Origin of the sequence: Asticcacaulis sp. (assembly GCF_035497195.1) — a bacterium.
Lineage (GTDB): Bacteria > Pseudomonadota > Alphaproteobacteria > Caulobacterales > Caulobacteraceae > Asticcacaulis.
The window spans coordinates 1-21,570 of sequence record NZ_DATJDZ010000017.1 but is presented as its reverse complement, the minus strand read 5'-3'; the positions used below and the strand labels follow the sequence as shown (position 1 = coordinate 21,570).

The following is a 21,570-nucleotide window of genomic DNA, read 5'->3' as shown; positions in this document are numbered from 1 at the left end:
GGAGCCTGGAATCGCGTAGGTCGAAATCATGGCGCAGTCTTTCTCTCAGTCAGTCATCATCGTCGGCGGCGGCATCACCGGCCTGACCATCGCGGTTGCGCTTCAGGCCAGCGGCCATAAGGTCACCCTGATCGCGCGTGATGCACCCGGCGATACCGCGTCGGGCATTGCGGCGGGCATGATCGCGCCGGCCATGGAAGCGATGAACGAACCCGATCCGGCTTTCAGTTTCAACAGGCTCAAGGTCGCACAATCTGCCTGGCGCGATTTGATGCCCCTCTGGCCGCAAAGCCTGCGCTTCCTGTGGACGGAAGTCCTTGAGGGCCACAGCTATTTCGTCTGGCCTGCCGGAGAAGGGGAGGCGCCCGAAAGTCTTTCGGACACGGGTGTCGAACTGGCGGCGATTTCCGATGAACGGGTGCGCGGACTGGGCGTGGGGGAGGGGATATCCGCCATGCGTGTGCCAGGCGACGGCAATGTGTCGGCTATGTCCCTGCTTCAGGCCTTCGAGGCGCATTTCCGCGCGCTCGATGGCGTTATGGTGCGTGGGGCTGTGGATGGCGTAGAGGCCGGCCGGGTTCATGTCGATCATATCGGCTGGGTGGCGGGGGACGAGATCGTCATTGCCGCCGGTTATGACAGCCACCAATTGGGCGTACCTAATCTGTCGCCGATCAAGGGGCATCTGCTCGATGTGCCGGCGGACCGCCCGCCCGTGGTTCTGCGGGGGGCTGCGGGCTATCTGGCGACACGTACCGACGGCGCCCGGTTTGGCGCCACCATGCAGGCGGGGCAGGCTGATCTCGATATTGAATCGGCCGTAGTCGCTGACCTGAAAAGCCGGGCGCGGACGTTGTTTCCTGATCTGGAACTGGATAAGGCGGTGCCCCGCACGGGTATTCGCGCCAGTACGCCCGACGGTTGGCCGATGATCGGCCGTGATCCGGCATCAGGTGTGTTGGTCGCCACCGGAATGCGGCGTAATGGCTATATCTTTGCCCCGTTTGCGGCGCAGATCATCCTGGCTCTGGTCGAGGGCCGGGAAAGCCCTGACGCGGGTATCTACCGGCCCGATCGTTTCCATAGTCCGGAAAATTAACACACGTTAAACGCAATATTAACCAAGCGGGCGGCAAAATCTGCCGATCCATAAGGTTTATGATGCCTGCCTATATGCCTCCAGCGATTGATCCGAACCGCCTGAACCAGATAACGGATCAGGTGAATGGTGGTGTGCGTCAGGCCACAACGGGCGTTATGGGGGCGCTGCAACGGGCCGCTAACGCTACGGGCGTTGATTTCACCTATCTGGTCAAGACGGCGACACGGGAAAGTTCACTCAACCCGAACGCCAAGGCCCCGACCTCTTCGGCGGCCGGCCTGTTCCAGTTCATCGAACAGACCTGGCTGGGCACGGTCAAGACCCACGGCGCCAAGCATGGCTATGGCGCCTATGCCGACCAGATCAGCAAGGGGCGCGACGGCCTTTATCATGTCAATAACCCGGTGGCGCGCAAACAGGTGCTGGGCCTGCGCTATGACGCCAATGCCAGCGCCGTCATGGGAGCCGAACTGACCGCCGGTCACGCCGCCTACCTCAGGGGCCGCATTGGCCGTGACCCGACGCAAGGCGAGCTTTACGCGGCGCATTTTCTCGGTCCCGACGGGGCAGCGAACCTGATCAAGACCAGCCAGAGCCGTCCTAACGCCATTGCGGCCAACCTGTTCCCGGCGGCGGCGCGAGCCAATCGCAGTATCTTTTATCAAAACGGTCACGCGCTGAATGTCACCGATGTGGTCGCCAACCTGACGCGCACCGGCGGTTCGGCAACGGTAACGGTCCGGCAACTCGATCCGATAGAGGATACGGCCGTCGGGACGACAATGCTGACCGCGCGTTGGGACAAGGTGAAGGCCGATCAGGCGATCATGAACATGGTCTTTGGCGGCAGCGATGGCCAGCAGAGCCTGTTGTTCGCCACGCAACTGATGTCGGCCTTCGGACCGGGGGAAGAGGGCGATGTCGACAGCAAGCCTGGCGACAATTCGAGCGGTTTCGGCAAGGCCTTCGGTAGCTTGATGGGGTAAGTTACGCCGTCTGTGCCAGGGCGCGCAGCAGGGATTCCCGGTTCAATGGCATCAGCAGGACGCGCACACCCAGCTCTTGCAAGACTTCGGCCTGTGCGCCATCCGGCAGAAGGGCCAGGATATTGAGCCGCGTATCGGCCTGTGTGCCGCGCAGGCTATCAAACCAGGCCGCCAGCTTTACGCGATTGCCGTCATCGTCCAGCGCCTCGAACGCACCTGTGCTGATCAGGCAGGCGTCCACCGGGGCTTTTCTGGCCAGGGTCAGGGCGCGCTCGCGTGTGGTCGAGGTCAGGCACTTGTGCCCTTGGCGTTCGAGCACGTCGCGCAATTGCGCCGCGCGCAGGCTGTCATTGGCGATCAGCAGGATACGCAGGGAATGGTCTGGCGCGGCATCCGGTTCTTCCGGTTCGACCGGACGGGGCGGCGGCTTGGCGCGGGCGTCATAGGGCAGGTCCAGCCAGAATTTCGAGCCGACATCGAGCGTGCTTTCCGCGCCGGTGCGCCCCCCCATCAGTTCGCTTAAAGAGCGTGACAGGCTGAGGCCGAGACCCGCGCCCGAATGACCGGAGGAGGTGCGCAGGATGCGGCTGTGCGGTGTAAAGGCCAGGGCCAGTTCTTCCTCGCTGAGACCGGGACCGGAATCGACCACCTCGATACGTATAAAGCCTTCCGGCGTATGGATCAGTTTCAATTCGACCCGGCCTTGCTGGGTGTAGAGCAGGGCGTTGCTCAACAGATGCGCCAGGATCTGCTCGACGCGGTGTTCGTCGCCGCGCACGGCGCCGGTTTTCGGCAAGCCCTGCATATTGTAGGTGAAGGTAAGATCCTTGGTGCGGGCGAGGTCGGCGAACTGGGCCATCAGGCGTTGCGCCAGCCGGTCTATATCGAGCGGTTGCAGGTCGATCTCAATCTGACCTGCGGCGGCCGTGTCGTTGTCCAGCGTGGTGACCAGGATGGTTTGCAGGTGAGCGATCTCTGCCAGGGCGGCATCGACATACTGGCGCGGGGCAGGGGCGCGGGTCAGATGAGTCAGGCCTTGCAGCAGGTTTTGCTCCACGCCTTTCAGGCCGGTCTGCACCTCACGCGACAGGGTTTCCATCAGCGCCATCTTGGCTTCGTTGAGGGCCTCGGTCCCGGCGCGGACAGCCTCGCGTTCGAGCGCGGCGTCGAGTTGGGCGTTTTCCAGCAGGTAATGCTCCTGCATATGCCGGTTGAGAATGAAGGCCATAGCGAGGGCGAGGGCCATGCCGCCCATCATCGGCTGGGCCAGTTCGCCGGTGGAATCGAGATGGTACAGGGCGAAGACCGGACCGGCCGCCGCCAGCGGGCCGAGGGTCAGCAGAAAGAGCAGCACCGGGGCGCTGAAGAAGATAATGCCGATCGCCGCACCGGCGCAGAGCAGCAGCAAGGTGGCGGTATAGGGGCCGGCGCCGATGCTGAGCGAAATAGCCAGCAGGGTCAGCGCCCATAGCCCGCCTGCCAGCCATTGCCGCCACAGGCGTTCGCGGATCAGGCCGCGGCGGATGGCGGCGTCCGGTATGGGCATGGGCGTCATGCGGCGGGCCACCTGGCCCTTCATCATCATGAAGACCGTCCAGTTGATGATGAACAACAGCATATAGGCAGCCATCAGCCAGACAGGCAGGGAGATGCGGGCCGTCCACAGGAACAGCGGCAGGCCGATGCCGAAAAAGCCGAGCGCGTAGGGGGCCAGCCGCCACTGTGCGATCAGGCCGTAATCGAGCACGACGGAATCGCGCGACGCGCTGCGCGGCAATGGCGCCGGTTTTCGGGACAGGTCGGGGGTAAACGCGTTCATGCGGGCGAGCGTAGCAGATGTTCGTTGCCGCCCGGTTACCACAGGTGAAAAGGGTGTAAATTTTCGATGTGGTTTTGTGAGGGACGCAGACGTCTGGATTCCTTGCGGGAATTGGATGTTGCCACAACACAGGCCGTTTTTGGCCTTGATTTACAAGGTAAACACCCCATCAACCCTATCGATAAAGGTTTCATTAGGATTCCGGCGCGACACTGTATTTTCAAGCCTTTCCAAGGATTCGTCATCATGACAGCCGGTAATATTCTCATCCAGCGCGCAAGCCTTTCCGACCTGGATATCCAGGGTCTTGTGCGCAGCGAAAACGCCGATGACCGCGCCGTCGCCACGCACAAGATTTGCCGGGCGATGGAACGCGGCGAACTGAGCGAAGGCGAGCGCCGCGCCGCGCAGGAAATCATCCGTATGCTGGCCCAGGACGCCGCCGAGCTGGTGCGCCGCGCCCTGGCCGTCACCCTGCGGACTTCCGATCTGCTGCCGCATGATGTCGCCATGAAGCTGGCGCAGGATGTGGTCACGGTTTCGGTGCCGGTCCTGACCCATTCGCCGCTGTTCACTGATGAAGACCTGACCGACATCATCCGTTCGGGCGGGCCGGTGCGTCAGGTCGCCATCGCCAAGCGTGACGCCCTGTCGGAGGTTGTTACGCTATCCCTGGCCGACAACGGCGTCGAGGAGGCGGTGGTGATCGCCTGCGCCAATGACAATGCCCGGTTTTCCGAAGACAGCATGAACCGCGTCATGGATCGCTTCGGCGCTTCGGAAGTGCTGCACAGCGTCCTGATCAATCGCAAAACCTTGCCGGTTTCGATCAGCGAGCGCCTGATCAATATCGTCAGCGCCGGCCTGCGTGAACAACTGATTTCGCAGCACGCCCTGTCACCCGAAGCCGCCGTCGAGATCGTCACCGCCACGCAGGAGCGCGCCACGGTCGACATGGCGGATCAGGCGGGGGCCAGCTTCGATCCGCAAGGCCTGGCGCATCACCTGATGGTCGCCGGTCGCCTGACGCCTTCGCTGATCCTGCGCGCGCTGGCGCGGGGCCACATGGGCTTTTTCGAATATGCCCTGGCCGAACTTTCGGGTGTGCCACATGAGCGGACCTGGCTGATGGTGCATGACGCCGGCACCCTGGGCCTGCGCGCCATCTATGACCGGGCCGGTCTGCCGGGCCGTATGTTCCAGACCTTCCGCGTGGCGGTCGAAGTCTATCACACCCTCCAGGCCGAAGCCGGTCATCTCGATCCGGTTCGGCTACAGGAGCGGATGATCGAGCGTTTCCTGACGCAATCGCCCTACGCGCCACGCGAAGACCTGATCTATCTCTTTGAACGCCTCGACCGCGACAGCAAGGGCCGCCGCTGGAGTCGCGCCGCCGAGACGGGCGTCAACGGACTGACGCGCGCGGCTTAAGACTCTCGAAACAGGGAAATCTGGCGCCGGAAGCTTTTAGCTCCCGGCGTCTTCTGTTGCCACGGGCGCCGGCGCCTTGGGCGACATCAGTGCGGCGGTGCGCATACTGGCGTGGGTGACGCCGGCCAGGCGGGCCACGGCCATCTGGCGGTAATTGTCGAAGCCCTGCACCATGCAGGCGCCAGCCGAAAGCTTGGCGGTGGTGGCCAGGCCGCCGAGATAGTCGCGCAGAGTGTCTTCGTCGCGTTTTGCGCCGTCGTATTCGACGCAGACGCCCGACAGGCCGCACTTGGCCAGGGCGGCGATGATTTTGCGGTCAGGGCTGACCGAGCCGACCACCGTCATGCAGAAGGGCTTGATCAGGGAGACGATTTCCAGCACGCGATGCGGCGGTACGCCATCGAGTCCACGGATTTCGAACAGGACTTTCAGGCCCATTTCGGCGGCGGCCTTCTGCACTTCCTGGGTGATCTTCTGCCTGGCCCGGGCCGAGGCGAAGGTCGAGAAGGCGGCGGGGACGACCATCATCATCTTGCGCTGCTCAGGGCTGCGCAGTTTCAGCAGTTTCAGGCCCTGGTCAATATTGAGAATATCGACCATTTCACGCAGGCCCCAGTCGAGATTGGCCAGCGCCTTGCGGTCGAGCAGGGTGTTGTCGAGATTTTCCATCACCATCGATTCGAGGCGGTGGCCGATCAGGACCATCTTCTTCATCTCGAACAGGGGTTCTACGGCGCTGGCCACCTTGAGGTTACGGCCGGCGTGGGACAGGTTGGTGGCGACGATCAGCGGGCGCTGGGCGGCCGAAGCCCCCTCCGCCTTGGCGTCTTCCGTGGTTGATGAGCCGTGGCGGGCCTTGATCGGGGCGTTATCAGCATTTCCGGCCGGGAAATAGGTGGCCAGATCGATTTTTTTCAGCGAGATACGATCGACGTCCTCAGCCAGTACGTCATAAAGCGGCACCTCCAGCGCCGACATGTCGCCGACGAAGAAGCCGCAAAGCTCGCGCCAGGTTTCAGCTATGAACAGGGCGCCCTTGCGTGAGTCGGATTCAGGCAACATGCCCAGCCAGCAATCCTGATTGACGGGGATGCACCAGTTCGGTTCGGGATGGGCGCGCTCGAAAGCCGTCTTCAGGTGGTCAAGGACCTGCTCCCGCTTGCCCTCCCACTTAATGCCGAGACGAACGATCAGGGTGTCGAGCTTCAACAGGAAGGTATGGCCATTGATGTCGACATGGGTTTCGCGCAGGCGCTCGATGATTTCGACCGCATCGTCATGCTCGATAATCAGGTTTTCACGCCCGAGGTCCGGCGAACGCGGCATGACGGCGGAACCGGCATCGGCCGGGTGGGTCATCTGTGCCCTGGGGGCCTCCTGAGACGTATCGGACATGGATGTCCTTTTTATGGGTACACTGAACAGGAGGTAAGCCTAGCGGGCGTCGATTGAGACAAGATTAATAGCGAGCATTTTTACAAAACATAACGTGGTTACGCAAACTTGCGGTTGAGCCACCGGTGTCTTTATGGGCTATTAAGCAAGTCTTCACCCTGTTTCGTCAGACTCTGTTTATAACGAATCTCTTCAGCTTTTCAGGATGTCACAACGCCCTTGTCCGCCTTGCCGTTCGCCTTTTCAACGGAATCCGCGCCTGCGGAAACGCGCCTGACCGTGGCGCGAACGGCAGAGGCGGCGGCGCGTGATTTCCGTAATGCCGGCCTGTCGCTGGTGGCGCGCAAACCGCTATATGAAGTCCCCGAACTGCCTGTCGGGGAACTGATCCGTTCCGACGAGGAACTGGTGGTACGCCTGTGCCGCCTGCCGGTTGATCTGGCTGCGCCCCTGCTGCGGGCGTCCCTGCCGGCATTGACGCCACAGGCTTTGCTGGCGCTGGTCACCGCAACCGGCGAGGCGCATCATCGCCTGATCGCGGCACGGCCCGGCCTTGACTGGCGTGTGATCAAGGCGCTGATACGCACCCAGAATGATAGCGTAATGGCTGCCCTTATTGGCAATCCGGCCCTGTCCTTCGACGAGGAAGACCAGCTGGGTTTTGCCCGCAGGGCGCTGGAAAACGCCGATATCCGTGCCGCTGTCCTGGCCCATGAAGGCTTGGCCGTCGCTAAATCGCAGGTGCGCCTGCATCATGGCGCGGATATGGGCCATAGCAATCTCAAACTGATCGCCTTGGTGCGCGGTGGGGAAGCGGCGGGGTTTGTCCGTGAAATGGCGCGCCGGCTGAAACTGGATACGCCGGGCCTGGGCCGGGTTCTGGCCTCGGAGTCGGCTGTGCCGCTGGCCCTGGCCGTTTGCGCGGCGGGCCTGGATCGGGTCGTTTTCCTGCATATCCTGTCGGTCTGGCAAGGCGCATATGAAGCTGCACCACAGATGACTGACGGGCAGAGGCCACTGGTTTTGTCGGTTTTCGGCCTGACAGCCGCCGATGCGCGGCGCAGATTAGCCCTCCTGATCGATCAGGCGCACTGATTTCCTTAGACTTATCGGCGAAAACCGGCTTAGATAGGCTTGAACCTAACCGTAAAAACGGCCCTGATGTCACTCCGCCTCGATTTTACCGCCTCAGACCGCCCCGAAGCGCAGGAAGCCTGCGCGCGGCTCAAGGCGCTTTACGGTTCGGTCGCTAACCCCGATGTGGTCGTGGCGCTGGGCGGCGACGGCTTCCTGTTACAGACCGTGCATAAGTATCTGAAAGACCAGATTCCGATCTTCGGCATGAATCGCGGCAGCGTCGGTTTCCTGCTCAATGACTATGCCGAGGACCGCCTGATGGAGCGTATCCTCAAGAGCGAGAGCACCCTGATAAGTCCGCTCAGCATGACCGCCCACACCCGTGCCGGCGTCGAGCATACCGCCCTGGCCTTCAACGAGGTGTCGCTGCTGCGCATGTCGCACCAGGGCGCCAAGCTGCGCATCCTGATCGACGGCAAGGTGCGGCTCGATGAACTGATGTGCGATGGCGTCATGGTGGCGACGCCGGCCGGGTCTACCGCCTATAACCTGTCGGCGCACGGGCCAATCATTCCCCTGACCGCCAAGGCCCTGGCCCTGACGCCGATCAGCGCCTTTCGTCCGCGACGCTGGCGCGGGGCCATCCTGCCGCATACGGCGAAGGTGCGGATCGAGGCGCTGGAGGCCGAAAAACGCCCGATCAGCGCGGCGGCGGATACCTATGATGTGCGTGATGTCATCAGTGTCGATATTGCCGAGGCCGAAGACCTCAAGGCAACCCTGTTGTTCGACGCCGGTAACGGTTATGACGAGCGGGTGCTGGCCGAGCAGTTTGTCAGCTAGCCCTTGATCCCGGCCTTCAGGGCCGCTTCGGCCAAGGCGCGGATCTGCCCTTCGGTGAGACCGTCCAGACTGGCGTTGAACGCCATATCGGGCATGTCGATGATTCGGCCCTTGCTGAGGCGCAAGATCCGGTCGGCGAGGCGCTCGACCTCGTAAGCATCGTGGCTGACGTAGAGGATGGGCAGACCGGTCTCGCGCGACAGCGTCGCGATCATCGGCACGATCTCGGCCTTGGCTTCACCGTCGAGACTGGACAAGGGTTCATCCATCAGCAGGATTTCCGGAGCGCTCACGAGGGCGCGGGCCAGAGCCACGCGCTGGCGTTCGCCGCCGGAGAGTTTGCCGACCGAACGCGAGAGCAGGGTGGTTAGTTTCAGGCGCTCGACCAGTCCATCGAAATCGACCCTATGGCCGCCATTGCGTTTTATGGCGAAATCGAGATTACCGCGCACCGAAAGATGCGGCAGCAGCGACGCCTCCTGAAAAACGTAGCCGACACGGCGTTTATGGACGGGCACGAACCGCTGTCCGTCTTGCCAGACATCAGCGCCAATTTTTACATGCCCTTCCAACCGGGTCAGGCCGGCGATGGCGCACAGGAGCGTGGTTTTTCCTGAACCGGACGGTCCCCAGATGGCGGTGACGCCCTGCGCCGGCACCGAAAATGCGGCGTCAAGCATGAAACCACCGGCTGATCCCTTAAGCGACACCTTTATTTTTGCGTTTTCAGGCATGTTTCGCCCCCCAGCGCCGGTCGATCAGCAGCAGGGACAGCAGCATAGCGAACGCGAAGACCAGCAAACCCCCGGCCAACCGGTGGGCGTTTGGCCAGTCGAGTTGCTCGACCATCTGCCAGATGCGGATGGAGACCACCTCGGTCTTGCCGGGAATGGCGCCGCCGATCATCAGCACCACGCCGAATTCGCCGACCGTATGGGCGAAGACGAGCAGGGCGGCGGTCAGGAAACCCTTGCGCGCCATTGGGATGGCCACGGTAAAAAAGGTGTCGAGGGGGGATGCGCGCAGGGTGGCCGCCACATCGAACGGCCGCTGGCCCAGGCTTTCAAAGGCATTGCGAATTGGCTGGACGGCGAAGGGCAGCGAATAGACAATGGAGCCGATCACCAGGCCAGCGAAGGAGAAATTCAGCGTCCGGATGCCGAAGGGGTGCAGCAGGTCCATCAATGGGCTTTTCGGCCCCATCGCCACCAGCAGGTAGAAGCCCAGAACGGTCGGGGGCAGGACAATCGGCAAGGCCACTACTGCGGTGACGATATCCTTGAATAGATTACGGCTTCTGGACAGCCACCAGCCAATCGGCGTGGCGATCACCAGCAGACAGAGTGTGGTGACCGCCGCGAGGCTGATCGTTACGCGGATGGCGCTGGCAAGATCCGTCATGTCGCCTTTCAGTGAACCGCGTAGCCGTAAGATTTGATGATCTTAACCGCTTCTTTGCTCTTGAGGAAGGCGATATAGGCCTTGGCCGCCGGATCATTGGCGCCGGGATTGAGCAGGATGGCCTGTTGGTCGATCGGCGTATAGTCGGAGGCAGGGACGACCCAGCGCGAGCCCTTGCTCAGCTTGTATATCTGCGACAGGGCGACGAAACCCAGTTCGGCCGATCCGGTATCGACGAAGCCATAGGCTTGGGCGATGGAACTGCCCTTGACGATCTTCGGCGCCAGCGTGTCGTACAGGCCAAGCTTTTTCATCGTCTGGACAGCCGCTGTGCCATAGGGAGCGGTGGCCGGATCGGCGATGGCGATGTGCTGGAAATTACCCCTGGCCAGCACCGCGCCCTTGTCATCGACGAAGCCGGGCGTGGCGCTCCACAGAACCAGTGTGCCGTAGGCGTAGACGAAGCGGCTGCCCTTTACGCCGAGATTTTCTGCCTCAAGTCTGGTCGGGCGCTCGGCGTCGGCGCTGAGGAAGACCTCGAACGGCGCGCCCTGCCGGATCTGGCTGTAGAAGCCGCCGGAGGGGCCGAAGCTCATGACGACATGGTTGCCGGTCTTCGCCTCGAAAGCAGTGGCGATTTCCCTGGCCGGTTCGGTGAAATTGGAGGCCACGGCCACCTGGACATCGCCGGCAAAGGCAGGCGCTGAGAGGACAGACAGGCACAGCGCCGCCAGCATGAAGGCGCGCTTGTGGAACGTGATCTTTGAGGTCATCGCGGGTCTCTTGATTCGGGGAGGAAAAAACAGGTTGCGCGGTACGTCAAGGTCCGATGATCGGTCAATCACCGGACCTTGGCAAGTGATTAGAAGCCGAACTGGCTGCGGACGGCGAAGGTGGTGTAGTCCTGGCCGATCTGCGCGCCGGCGGCATTCAGGCGATCAACCTTGACGCTCTGGCCCTGGAAGATGAAGCGGACGCCGGGGTTAAGCTGCCAGTTGAGGCCGAGCGCGGTGATGTCCTGTTGGCCGCCGAGTACACGATCGGCCGTAAGCGCTGCCGTATCATGGTAGTTCAGGTCGAGAGTTGAATAGCGCGCCACCAGTTCAAACGCCCCCCAGTGACCGGAGGCCGGATCGAAATTGGCCGCCGGCGTCACGCCGTCAAAGGCAGCGGTCGCGGTATTGTACTTGCGGCTCTCGCCTGTCAGCACCCAGCCGCCTTCAACATACCAGCCCGTGAACTTCGGATCGGTGACGCCCGTGGCGGCGCCCAGGCGTTCGATCTTGTAATCAAAGGCTTCGCTCTGCACGAACAGGTTTTTATACTGTGCGCCGAATTCGACGCCGGTCGCGGCGGCCGAACCGGCATTGATGGCGCCGGAATCGACCAGGCGGCTGCCATCGACGCGCAGTTCCGGACGATCGCGCAACTGCACCGGATAACGCGTGGCCGAGGCCGCGCCGGTATCGGCCGGATTGATGATGGCGGAATAGTTGAGGCCAATGTGAACCAGCGAGTTCTTGCCCTTGAACGGGGTGCCGGCGATACGCGCAGCGACGCCGAACTGCTCGTCAGTATTGACCGTATTGAAGCTGGACGCCGCCGTATTCAGCGACGACACCGTATTGCCGGTCAGGGCCACTGACCACAGGTAACGATCCTTGGCATTGAAGGCCGCCACGCCCATGCGGGTGTCGCCGCCGGCGAAGTTACGGGCGATTTCAGCGGAGGAGGCGCGTTCGAGGAACGGCGAGCCGGTTTGCGAGCCGGCATCGGCCAGACCGACGCTGGGGCCGAATTCACCGACGCGGAACTTCGCCGACTTGAAGCCGGAATACTGGACCCAGGCCTCGTGGACGCGGCCGACATCCTCGGCGCCGGCGCCGCCGAAGTCGAAGGTCAGGTTATAGTCGAAATCGCTGAACATCTTGCCATTGAAGATGACGCGGGCGCGGCGGATATTGGTGCCGCTGTTGAGGTCGCGGTTGGTGACGGCCGCGGGCAGATTGTCGTCCTGGCTGTAGGCAGCGGCGTCGGCCTGGAAGAGGCCCTTGACGTTGAAGGTGAAGGCGCCGTCGCTGGTGGCGATGCCGGGCGAGCCGTTCTTGATGGCGACCGTGGTGGCCGGTGCGACGGGCTTGGCGGGGGGCGTCGCCACGGCGACGGGAGCGGGGGCATGATACTGCGCGGCGACCTGAGCCTTGAGGTCGTTCAGCATGGCCTGTTGCGCGTCGATCTGCGCCTGCATGGCGTCCATCTTGGCCTGGACTTCAGCCGGTACGGCCTGGGCGAGGGCTGGCACGGCGAAGGTCAGGGCCATCAGGCTGGCGGCGGCGATCAGGGTCCGGTGTGTCCGGCGAGTGGGGGTACGCATAGAGGAGGCTCCTTTGAAACTGGCTTGGACCATAGTTTGATTTGGTTAATTGCATCTTTCAGGGGAAAAATCGCATCGTGATATGGCTAGGTGAAGTTCGGAGATAAGATGTTTCATCGCCTGTGAGGCCGCCACTCGTGCGCCTTGATCGGTTCTTAGTAGGAGGAGCAGGCATTCACGGCATTAAAGACCGTCAATTGACTGCCAAAGGCTTTTGGGCTGCCCGCTTGATAAAATTGCGTGCGCGCGTTTCCGGCGCAGGCACGCGGTTTGAGGTTTTGGCCATAAAAAAAACGCCCCAGAGCCGCCCGCGCGTGGCGGTCATGCTATGAGACGTCATTGTCTGATCTGTAGCCAAAACGCCGCCATTGGCGAATTTGGCCGGAGGTGCATTCATCTTTGAACGCAGGGCCAGATTACGCCGCGGCAGATGGGCGTCAAGCGCCGAACACTGATTTTAATGCAATGCAGCAAATTCGATGCAAATGGGTCACAGCTCTACCCAAGCCGGGCAAAACCGGCTAAAGGCGGCCGACATCTTTTACAGGAGCCTGTTATGGCCATAGCGCAAAGCGATCTTCAGGCCCGCATCGAAGCGGCCTTTCCGGATGCCGAGGTGACGATCACCGATCTGGCCGGTGATGGCGATCACTATAAGGCGCGCATCGTATCCGAGGCTTTCAACGGTCTGCCGCGTGTGCGACAGCATCAACTGGTCAACAAGGCGCTGGCGGACCTGCTCAGCGGTCCGCTCCACGCCCTGGCGCTTGAGACGGTGGCGAAAGCCTAATCTTTCTTGCGTGTCCAGGTATAGGTGCCCTTGCCGCCTTCGAGGCCCAGTGACAGGGTATCGCCGTCCACCGCGTAATCTGCGATCGAATTGGCGTTGAGTTCCCACTTGGTATCAAGACCGGGCGTGGGGCAGGCCATGCGCGTCATGGCGAGCGGCCCGAAGGTCAGGTGCCCGTGGGTGCCGTCGGTCGGCGTCATTTCCCAGATGGCGGTGGCGCGGTTGCAATCGACCTTCATGGCGGCGCGGCCACCGCTGAGGAAGGTCAATTCGTACTTATCCGCGGTGTCAGGCTTCACAGGCGCGATGCTAACATCGTTCGGCTGGAACTGAGTCAGTTGCCAGGTGCCAACCAGGGTTTTGGGCGGTTCACTCGAAGCGACCGTTGCGCTGGTATCCTTCGACGCCTGCGGAGACGCTGTGGCGCAGGCGCTTAAGGCGAGGGTGGCGGCAATCAGAAATCCGGTGCGAACGATCATGGAGCGGCGCCTTCTGCTGGAACGGTGAACCCGATGAACCGGGCGGCTTCACCTTACCGCAGATCGCGCGGTTGGGGAAGGTGACGCAGACGGTTCACTTTTACAAAGAAGGCGACGGATCGCGCTTGAGGCGACGCAGGCAGAAGGTTGAGCGGGCATGGCGGATGCCGGGGAATTTCAGCAGGCGCCGGCGCAGGAAGCCTTCGTAGTCCTCGGTGTTTTCTACGGCGGCGATGATGACATAATCATATTCGCCGGTGGTCAGATAGGCGTCGGTTACTTCAGGTAACTGCGCCAGATGGCGGGAAAAGGTCTCGATCTTCTCGTCATCATGCTGTTCGAGATTGATTTCGATGATCACCGACAGAGGCCGGCCGATCTTTTCCGGGTTGAGCAGGGCGACATAGCCGGCGATCACGCCTGACTCTTCGAGGCGCTTGATGCGCGACCAGCAAGGGGTCTGCGACAGGCCGACCTTATCCGCCACTTCCTGCGTCGTCATGTGCGCGTTTTCACGCAGCAGGCGCAGAATTTTGCGATCGATTTCATCCAGGGATTGGCTGGCTTTGTTCTTGTTCATTGCGTCCTTTTGCCCTGCAGCAAAATATTTTTCTATATTTGGTGATTATCGCAGATAGTTTCACCCGCGCCAATGTCTTTATCAAGGCAGTTCGGAAACACTTTCTCCTGAAACGCGCCTAGTCTCCGTCGTAACGATATAAAACAGGGACACCCGCCATGTACGCCCATGTGACGTTAGCGGATAACAGGTGCCGGTTTCGGCTGCCGGGGTTCTCCACCCGGCACGCGGGACAGGCGCCCCCAGGAATGGACACACAGGCAAATATGCCAATTTCGCCGGGATCGGCGCGCTAGGCGGCGCGTCGGTCCCGGCGACCCAAAAATCTTCCAATAATGCCACAAGGCGAATGCCTGAACTCAAGGAAACAGCAGATGTTTGACCATCCCGATTACGACGCGCACGAAAAAGTCCTCATGGTGGAAGATGCCGCCACAGGCCTGAAAGCCATCATCGCCGTCCATTCCACGGCGCTGGGTGCCGCTGCCGGCGGCTGCCGGTTGTGGGCCTATGATAGCGGGGTGAGTGCGCTCGGTGATGCCCTGCGTTTGTCGCGCGGCATGAGCTACAAGAACGCCATGGCCAATCTGCCAATGGGCGGCGGCAAGGCGGTGATCCTGGGGCCGGTGCCGGCGGACCGGCGCGAAGCCGTGCTGGAAGCTTTTGGCCGCGCCGTCGATAGCCTTGATGGCCAATACATTACCGCCGAAGACGTCGGGGTGTCGGTCGCCGATATGAAGATCGTGGCGCGGACCACCGGTTATGTGTCAGGTCTCGACGCGGCGGTCGGCAAATCGGGGGGCGATCCTTCGCCCTTTACGGCGCGCGGCGTGCGCGTCGGTATCGAGGCGGCAGTTAAATCCAAACTCGGCCGTTCCGATCTGGCGGGCCTGAAGGTGGCTGTGCAGGGGCTGGGCCACGTCGGCAGCTATCTGTGCGAAGAACTGTACACGCTCGGTGCCCGCCTGGTGGTGGCCGATATCAACGCCGAACGTGTCACGGAAATGCGCGATCGCTTCGGCGCTGAAAGCGTGTCTGTGAAAGATATCCTTTTGCAGGCCGTCGACGTGGTGGCGCCTTGTGCGCTTGGCGGAGCGATCAGCGAGGACGTGGCGAAGCATCTGCAGGCAACCATCGTGGCGGGTGCGGCCAATAATCAACTATTGACCCCACAGGCCGGGGTGATCCTCGGTGAGCGCGGTATTCTCTACGCGCCGGATTATGTGATCAATGCCGGCGGCATCATCATGGTGGCCGGTGAAATCTCCGGTCATAATGACGAAGCGCATATCCAGGCGCAGGTGGACGCCATAGGCCCGCGCCTGGCGGATATTTTCGCCAAGGCGAAAAGCACAAATGTGATCACAAATGTGGTTGCCGATTCGATGGCGCGGGATAAGATCGCCGCTGCAAAGGCCAAGGGCAAAGTGACCGAAGCCGCTTAAATCCCTGAACAAGAGGCACCGGATGCGCGAGATTACCCACTTCATCAACGGCAAGTCCGTAATTGGCGCGTCAGGCCGCTTCGGTGACATCTATGATCCCAATACCGGCCAGGTTCAGGCGCGCGTGAGCCTGGCCACGGCCGCCGAGGTAGATGATGCTGTCCAGAAGGCGGTAAAAGCGCAAGTCGGCTGGGCGGCGATGAACCCGCAACGCCGCGCGCGGGTCATGTTTGCCTTCAAGGCACTGATCGAGCAGAATATGGAAGAACTGGCGCACCTCTTGTCCTCCGAGCACGGCAAGGTCATCGCCGATTCTAAAGGCGATGTGCAGCGTGGGCTGGAGGTGGTCGAGTTCGCCTGTGGCATTCCGCATCTGCTGAAAGGTGACTATACCGAAGGCGCCGGGCCAGGCATCGATGTCTATTCTATGCGCCAGCCGCTGGGCGTGGTGGCCGGCATCACGCCATTCAACTTCCCGGCCATGATCCCGCTGTGGATGTCGGCGGTGGCCCTGGCCTGCGGCAATGCCTTTATTCTCAAGCCTTCCGAGAAAGACCCATCCGTGCCGGTACGTCTTGCTCAACTATTGATCGAAGCCGGATTGCCAGAAGGCGTGTTCCAGGTCGTCCACGGTGACAAGGTGGCGGTCGATGCCTTGATCACCCATCCGGATATCAAGGCGGTGTCGTTTGTCGGCTCGTCGGATATCGCCCAGTATATCTACGCCACCGGGGCAGCGCACGGCAAGCGCGTCCAGGCCATGGGCGGCGCCAAGAACCACGGCATCATTATGCCCGATGCCGATCTCGACCAGGTGGTGAAGGATATCGTTGGCGCGGCCTATGGCTCCGCTGGCGAACGCTGCATGGCCCTGCCGGTGGCGGTGCCGGTTGGGGCGAAGACGGCGGATGCCTTTGTCGAACGCATGATCGACGCGGCACGGGGGCTGAAGGTTGGCATTTCTACCGATGCCGAGGCACATTACGGGCCGGTGATTTCCGCGGCCCACAAGGCCAAGGTGGAAAACTATATCCAGATGGGCGTCGATGAGGGCGCGGAACTGCTGCTTGATGGTCGCGGCCTGAAGCTTCAGGGCCACGAGGAGGGCTTCTTTGTCGGGCCGACCCTGTTCGATCACGTCAAGCCGGGCATGAAAACCTATCAGGAAGAGATTTTCGGTCCGGTGCTTCAGGTCGTGCGCGCCGAGACCCTGGAAGAGGCGGCGGCGCTGTCGTCACAACATACCTATGGCAACGGCGTGGCCATTTTTACGCGCAACGGCCTGGCGGCGCGGGAGTTCGCTGCCAAGGTCAATGTCGGCATGGTGGGCATCAATGTGCCGATCCCGGTGCCGGTGGCCTATCACAGTTTCGGTGGTTGGAAGCGTTCGGCCTTCGGTGACATGAACCAGTATGGCGAGGACGGCGTGCGCTTCTACACCAAGGTCAAGACGGTCACCCAGCGCTGGCCGGACGGCGATATTGGTGACCAGGCGTTTGTCATTCCGACGATGAGCTAAGAAAGTAAGAAACCCCACCACCATCAAAGATGGGGAGGTACAAGAAATGAAACCTCTCCCGTCAGAGCAGAGGACAAATACAGGTCAGGAACCACAATGCCACTGAACGACGATCAACTGATGATCCAGGAAGCGGCACAGCGCTTCGCCTATGACCGCCTGCGGCCCGACGCCGGAGATTGGGACGAACGCAAGCACTTCCCGGTCGATGTGATGCGTGAAGCGGCGGGGCTGGGCTTTGCCGCTATCTATACTCAGGAAGAACACGGTGGATCGGGCATGTCGCGGCTCGATGCGGTGCTGATCTTCGAGCAACTGTCGCGCGGCTGCATCGCCACGGCGGCGTTCCTTTCCATTCACAACATGTGTACCTGGATGATTGACAGTTTCGGATCGGAGAGCCTGCGTCCACGTTTCGTGCCGAAGCTGACCGGCATGGAACTGATCGCCAGCTATTGCCTGACCGAACCAGGCTCCGGTTCCGACGCCGCCGCCATGAAAACACGGGCGAAGCGCGACGGCGACGCCTACGTGCTCAATGGCTCGAAGGCGTTCATTTCCGGCGCCGGGGTCTCGGATATCTATGTCGTCATGGCAAAGACCGGCGATACCATATCGGCCTTCGTGGTGCCGAAGGAAACGCCGGGCCTGAGCTTTGGCGCCAATGAGAAAAAGATGGGGTGGAATGCCCAGCCGACCCGCCAGGTGATGTTCGATAATGTCCGTATCCCGGCGGAGAACCGTATCGGCGGGGAAGGCGAGGGCTTCAAATTTGCCATGAAGGGACTGGATGGCGGTCGGCTCAATATCGCATCCTGTTCGCTTGGCGGCGCACAGGATGCGCTCGATCGCGCCCGGTCATATGCGGCCGAGCGCAGCCAGTTCGGCAAACACCTGAATGAATTTCAGGTGACGCAGTTCAAGCTGGCCGACATGGAGACCGAGCTTCAGGCGGCGCGCACCCTGCTTTACGAAGCGGCCGCACGGCTGGATGCGGGCGCGCCGGACGCCACCAAATGGTGCGCCATGGCCAAGCGCTTCGTCACCGATACCGGCTCGAAAGTTGCCAATGACGCTCTGCAAATCCACGGTGGTTACGGCTACCTGCATGATTACGGCGTCGAGCGTATCGTGCGTGACTTGCGGGTCCATCAGATACTCGAAGGCACCAATGAAATCATGCGCGTCATCATCGCGCGCGACATGCTGAAGGATCAGTGATGGACGTACTTATCCGCAACGAAAATGGCATAGGCCGGATTACGCTCAATCGCCCTCAGGCCCTGCACGCGCTCAATACCGACATGTGCCGCCTGATGAGCGAGGCGCTGACCGAATGGGCCGTGGATGACCGCGTGACACTGCTGATGATCGACCATGCCGAGGGCACGCGCGGCTTCTGCGCCGGTGGCAATATCCGCATGGTGGCTGAAAGCGGTCGCAAGGATGGTAAGGCAGGCGAGGACTTTTTCCGCATCGAATATACGCTCAACACCCAGATCAAACGCTTTCCCAAGCCCTATGTTGCGCTCCTCGATGGCGTCACCATGGGCGGCGGTGTCGGTATCTCCATTCATGGGTCTCACCGTATCGCCACCGAGCACACCCTGTTCGCCATGCCGGAAACGGGCATCGGCCTGTTCCCCGATGTCGGCGGGTCATGGTTCTTGCCGCGCCTGGAAGGTCAACTCGGCACCTGGCTGGCCCTGACCGGCGCCAGGTTGAAAGGCCGGGATGTGTTGGCCGCCGACATCGCCACCCATTTTATTGCGTCCGAAAAATTGCCGGAGGCGAAGGCGCGGATACTGGGCGGCGAGGCGCCGGAGACGGTGCTGGCCGATTATGCAGAGGCGCCGCAAACGCCGGCCTATGCCGAACATCTCGATATCATAAATCATTGTTTTTCGCGCCCGACCATCACCGATATCTGCCTGGCGTTGAAAATGGCCGATAACGTCTGGGCCACGGCGCAGGCGGATATCCTCAAAACACGATCGCCGCTCTCCATGGCCGTATCGCTGGCGCAATTACGGCGCGGGGCGCAGATGTCGTCCTTTGAGGATATCATGCGGATGGAATACCGCATCGCCTGCCATATCATCCGCACGCACGATTTTTCCGAAGGCGTGCGCGCGGTGATCGAGGACAAGGATCACGCGCCGAAATGGTCGCCGGAAACACCGGCCGGCGTATCGCAAAATCAGGTTGAGGCCATGTTTGCCCCGGTTGCAGAGGAGCTTTCTCTATGAAAATCGCGTTTATCGGCTTGGGTCACATGGGCTCCGGTATGGCGGCCAATCTGGTCAGGGCCGGGCATGAGGTGCGCGCCTATGATCTGAGCGAAACGGCCCTATCTCAAGCCATGGCGGATGGCGCGATCGGCGCAGCGTCACTTAGCGAAGCCTGTGAGGGCGTCGACGCGGTGGTGACCATGCTGCCGGCCGGGCAACATGTCTTGTCGGTCTATGGCGAGGTATTCGGTGTCGCGCCGAAATCGGCCATCCTGATCGATTGCTCGACTATCGATGTCGAAAGCGCCCGCCAGGTGGCGGGGCAAGCCGAAGCGGCCGGATATCAGATGATCGACGCGCCGGTCTCCGGTGGGATGGCCGGGGCGAAGGCTGGTACGCTCACCTTTATGTGCGGCGGCACGAAGACGGCATTTTCCGGGGCCGAGCCTATCCTCGCCAAAATGGGCAAGGCGGTGATCCATGCCGGTGAGGCAGGGGCCGGGCAGGCGGCAAAAATCTGCAACAACATGCTCTTGGCCATCACCATGATCGGCACCTGCGAGGCCTTTGCTCTGGCGGAAAAACTGGGCCTCAAGGATCAGGTATTTTTTGATATCGCCTCGAAGGCGTCGGGCCAGAACTGGTCGATGACCAGCTATTGCCCGGTGCCGGGACCGGTGCCGGCCTCGCCGGCCAATAACGACTATCAGCCGGGGTTTGCGGCGGCGTTGATGTTGAAAGACCTGTCTCTGGCCATGCAGGCGGCGGCGCAATCGGATGCTGACACGCCGCTTGGCGCCAAGGCCCATGCGCTCTATGAAGCGCTGTGCAGCCAGGGCCATGCGGCGCAGGATTTTTCCTATATGATGGAACGTATCCGGCGCGGAGCCTAAGCGCGTATATAGTGCAGCACGTCCGGGCTGTTGGCGGCGGCGGCCATGACCACCTTGTTCAGGCCCTGCTGGGTGGTACGCTCGTCGATCTCGCCCTTGCGATACATCCAGGAGAGCTTGCGCAGATAGTCACGCAGGGCGATCTTGTCGTCCTCACCAAAGCGTACAGAGGTCATGGACTCGATGCCGGCCTGAAGTTTTTCACGCGCCGCGCGGCCCTCACGCACGCCGACCTTGAAGGCCTGCATATGCTGATCGACGAATGTCTTGCGCGCCGCTTCATTGAAAAGAGTGATGGCCATGGGGTGTCGCTCCTGAAAAACCTGAGATCCGAGTCTTTCACACGTCACGGCATACGCCAACTAACGCTTGCTCACTTCCGCGGCATCCGGGGTGGCGAAAAAATTGATCAGTCGTGACCGGAAAAATCCTGAAACATCACAAAAGCATCAACAAAGCCAAGTCTCGGATGAGCGAAAGCCCCCGGCAGGCGGCCGACAATCTCAAAACCAAGCCTTTGCCACAGGGCGACGGCGCGCGCATTGGTGCTGACGACGAAATTGAACTGCATGGCGCGGAAGCCCTGCGCCCTGGCCGTTTCCAGGGCGTGGGCGCACATGGCGCTGGCGACGCCCTTGCCGGTGGCCTGTGGAGACACCATGAAGCCGCAATTGGCGACATGGGCGCCGCCGCCCTGGCGGTTTGGCGTCAGGAAATAGTGTCCGAGAACCACGCCATCGATTTCCGCCACAAAAACCTGATGCGGCGAGGCGAACCAGTAGGCGAGGCCGGTGTCACGATCCCAATCACGCGGCAGGGAATAGGTTTCACCGGCGCGCACAGTGGGTTCGATAATGGCCCAGATGGCGTCGTGATCGGCGAGGGTGGCAAGTCTGATAAGCATGGCAGGCATATAGGCGCCCATCACAGATAATTGAAGCCCTGACGCAGGCTTTTCGCTCTATTGGGGAAACCTTAACCCGTCGCGCGCATCGTCGCGCATCAGGCATCTCGTTTGAAAGTCATTGTATGCGTAACCTGCCGCTTATCGCCGCCGCCTGTGTGGGCCTCCTTGCCACCTCTCCGGAGGCTGCCCCACGCGGCCCGGAGGCCGATGTGCTGGCCATGATCAATGCCGAGCGAGTGCAGCACGGCTGCAAACCTCTGCGGGTCGAGGCACGTTTGTCGGAAGCCGCCGAGCGCCA

Annotated in this window: 21 protein-coding genes; 11 read left to right on the top strand and 10 right to left on the bottom strand. The window is 61.5% G+C overall.

Annotation, left to right across the window (positions count from 1 at the left end):
• The first annotated feature begins 28 nt into the window (after positions 1-28).
• Positions 29-1,099 (top strand): FAD-dependent oxidoreductase, encoded by a 1,071-nt coding sequence (locus tag VL130_RS08920; protein ID WP_325362497.1) that lies wholly within the window; start codon positions 29-31, stop codon positions 1,097-1,099.
• A gap of 74 nt (positions 1,100-1,173) precedes the next feature.
• Complete coding sequence (locus VL130_RS08915; protein WP_414636243.1) at positions 1,174-2,088, top strand: transglycosylase SLT domain-containing protein; 915 nt, start codon at positions 1,174-1,176, stop codon at positions 2,086-2,088.
• A 1-nt stretch (position 2,089) separates the two neighbouring features.
• On the opposite strand, the gene VL130_RS08910 is transcribed toward VL130_RS08915, so the two are convergent.
• Complete coding sequence (locus tag VL130_RS08910; protein WP_325362496.1) at positions 2,090-3,907, bottom strand: ATP-binding protein; 1,818 nt, start codon at positions 3,905-3,907, stop codon at positions 2,090-2,092.
• 246 nt (positions 3,908-4,153) lie between these two features.
• Between VL130_RS08910 and VL130_RS08905 the strand changes: the two genes are divergently transcribed.
• Positions 4,154-5,338: a DUF2336 domain-containing protein gene (locus VL130_RS08905; RefSeq protein ID WP_325362494.1), complete on the top strand. Its 1,185-nt coding sequence runs from the start codon at positions 4,154-4,156 to the stop codon at positions 5,336-5,338.
• 36 nt (positions 5,339-5,374) lie between these two features.
• Here the strand turns inward: VL130_RS08905 and VL130_RS08900 are convergent, their stop codons facing one another.
• Positions 5,375-6,733, bottom strand: a complete 1,359-nt coding sequence (locus VL130_RS08900; protein ID WP_325362493.1) for a hypothetical protein — start codon at positions 6,731-6,733, stop codon at positions 5,375-5,377.
• Between the two features lie 219 nt (positions 6,734-6,952).
• Between VL130_RS08900 and VL130_RS08895 the strand changes: the two genes are divergently transcribed.
• The gene (locus VL130_RS08895) at positions 6,953-7,828 is read left to right on the top strand and encodes a DUF2336 domain-containing protein (RefSeq protein ID WP_325362492.1); all 876 of its coding nucleotides are present in this window, start codon (positions 6,953-6,955) and stop codon (positions 7,826-7,828) included.
• 66 nt (positions 7,829-7,894) lie between these two features.
• Positions 7,895-8,653, top strand: a complete 759-nt coding sequence (locus VL130_RS08890) for an NAD kinase (protein WP_325362491.1) — start codon at positions 7,895-7,897, stop codon at positions 8,651-8,653.
• Here the strand turns inward: VL130_RS08890 and VL130_RS08885 are convergent.
• The 4 genes from VL130_RS08885 to VL130_RS08870 form a co-directional block, all read right to left on the bottom strand.
• Positions 8,650-9,387 (bottom strand): molybdenum ABC transporter ATP-binding protein, encoded by a 738-nt coding sequence (locus VL130_RS08885; RefSeq protein ID WP_325362490.1) that lies wholly within the window; start codon positions 9,385-9,387, stop codon positions 8,650-8,652. The two genes, VL130_RS08890 and VL130_RS08885, sit on opposite strands and share 4 nt — an antisense overlap.
• Positions 9,380-10,054, bottom strand: a complete 675-nt coding sequence (gene modB, locus VL130_RS08880) for a molybdate ABC transporter permease subunit (protein WP_325362489.1) — start codon at positions 10,052-10,054, stop codon at positions 9,380-9,382. Before modB ends, VL130_RS08885 begins: the two co-directional genes overlap by 8 nt.
• An 8-nt stretch (positions 10,055-10,062) precedes the next feature.
• Positions 10,063-10,827, bottom strand: coding sequence for a molybdate ABC transporter substrate-binding protein (modA, locus tag VL130_RS08875; protein ID WP_325362488.1), 765 nt, complete (start codon positions 10,825-10,827; stop codon positions 10,063-10,065).
• A gap of 89 nt (positions 10,828-10,916) precedes the next feature.
• Positions 10,917-12,428, bottom strand: coding sequence for a porin (locus VL130_RS08870; RefSeq protein WP_325362487.1), 1,512 nt, complete (start codon positions 12,426-12,428; stop codon positions 10,917-10,919).
• Between the two features lie 556 nt (positions 12,429-12,984).
• Between VL130_RS08870 and VL130_RS08865 the strand changes: the two genes are divergently transcribed.
• A complete protein-coding gene (locus VL130_RS08865) occupies positions 12,985-13,218 on the top strand; it encodes a BolA family transcriptional regulator (protein WP_325362486.1) in 234 nt (77 codons plus the stop codon).
• On the opposite strand, the gene VL130_RS08860 is transcribed toward VL130_RS08865, so the two are convergent.
• Positions 13,215-13,697 (bottom strand): META domain-containing protein, encoded by a 483-nt coding sequence (locus VL130_RS08860; RefSeq protein ID WP_325362485.1) that lies wholly within the window; start codon positions 13,695-13,697, stop codon positions 13,215-13,217. The genes VL130_RS08865 and VL130_RS08860 overlap by 4 nt on opposite strands.
• 100 nt (positions 13,698-13,797) lie before the next feature.
• Entirely contained in the window at positions 13,798-14,277 is a 480-nt protein-coding gene (locus tag VL130_RS08855) for an Lrp/AsnC family transcriptional regulator (protein WP_325362484.1), read from the bottom strand.
• A 374-nt stretch (positions 14,278-14,651) separates the two neighbouring features.
• Here VL130_RS08855 and VL130_RS08850 point away from each other — a divergent pair, with 374 nt between their 5' ends.
• The 5 genes from VL130_RS08850 (at position 14,652) to mmsB (ending at position 20,365) form a co-directional block, all read left to right on the top strand.
• Positions 14,652-15,722, top strand: coding sequence for a Leu/Phe/Val dehydrogenase (locus VL130_RS08850; protein WP_325362483.1), 1,071 nt, complete (start codon positions 14,652-14,654; stop codon positions 15,720-15,722).
• Positions 15,723-15,744: 22 nt separating this feature from the next.
• On the top strand, positions 15,745-17,241 hold the full coding sequence (locus tag VL130_RS08845; protein WP_325362481.1) for a CoA-acylating methylmalonate-semialdehyde dehydrogenase: 1,497 nt from the start codon (positions 15,745-15,747) through the stop codon (positions 17,239-17,241).
• A gap of 96 nt (positions 17,242-17,337) precedes the next feature.
• Positions 17,338-18,462 (top strand): isobutyryl-CoA dehydrogenase, encoded by a 1,125-nt coding sequence (locus VL130_RS08840; protein ID WP_325362480.1) that lies wholly within the window; start codon positions 17,338-17,340, stop codon positions 18,460-18,462.
• The gene (locus tag VL130_RS08835) at positions 18,462-19,490 is read left to right on the top strand and encodes an enoyl-CoA hydratase/isomerase family protein (protein ID WP_325362479.1); all 1,029 of its coding nucleotides are present in this window, start codon (positions 18,462-18,464) and stop codon (positions 19,488-19,490) included. The genes VL130_RS08840 and VL130_RS08835 overlap by 1 nt, the downstream gene beginning before the upstream one ends.
• Positions 19,487-20,365 carry a 3-hydroxyisobutyrate dehydrogenase gene (mmsB, locus tag VL130_RS08830; protein WP_325362478.1) on the top strand — a complete coding sequence of 293 codons (879 nt, stop codon included), beginning with the start codon at positions 19,487-19,489 and terminating at the stop codon, positions 20,363-20,365. Before VL130_RS08835 ends, mmsB begins: the two co-directional genes overlap by 4 nt.
• Here the strand turns inward: mmsB and VL130_RS08825 are convergent.
• Both VL130_RS08825 and VL130_RS08820 read right to left on the bottom strand, forming a co-directional pair.
• On the bottom strand, positions 20,362-20,667 hold the full coding sequence (locus tag VL130_RS08825; protein WP_325362476.1) for a hypothetical protein: 306 nt from the start codon (positions 20,665-20,667) through the stop codon (positions 20,362-20,364). The genes mmsB and VL130_RS08825 overlap by 4 nt on opposite strands.
• 107 nt (positions 20,668-20,774) lie before the next feature.
• Positions 20,775-21,269: a GNAT family N-acetyltransferase gene (locus VL130_RS08820; RefSeq protein ID WP_325362475.1), complete on the bottom strand. Its 495-nt coding sequence runs from the start codon at positions 21,267-21,269 to the stop codon at positions 20,775-20,777.
• Between the last annotated feature and the right edge of the window lie 301 nt (positions 21,270-21,570).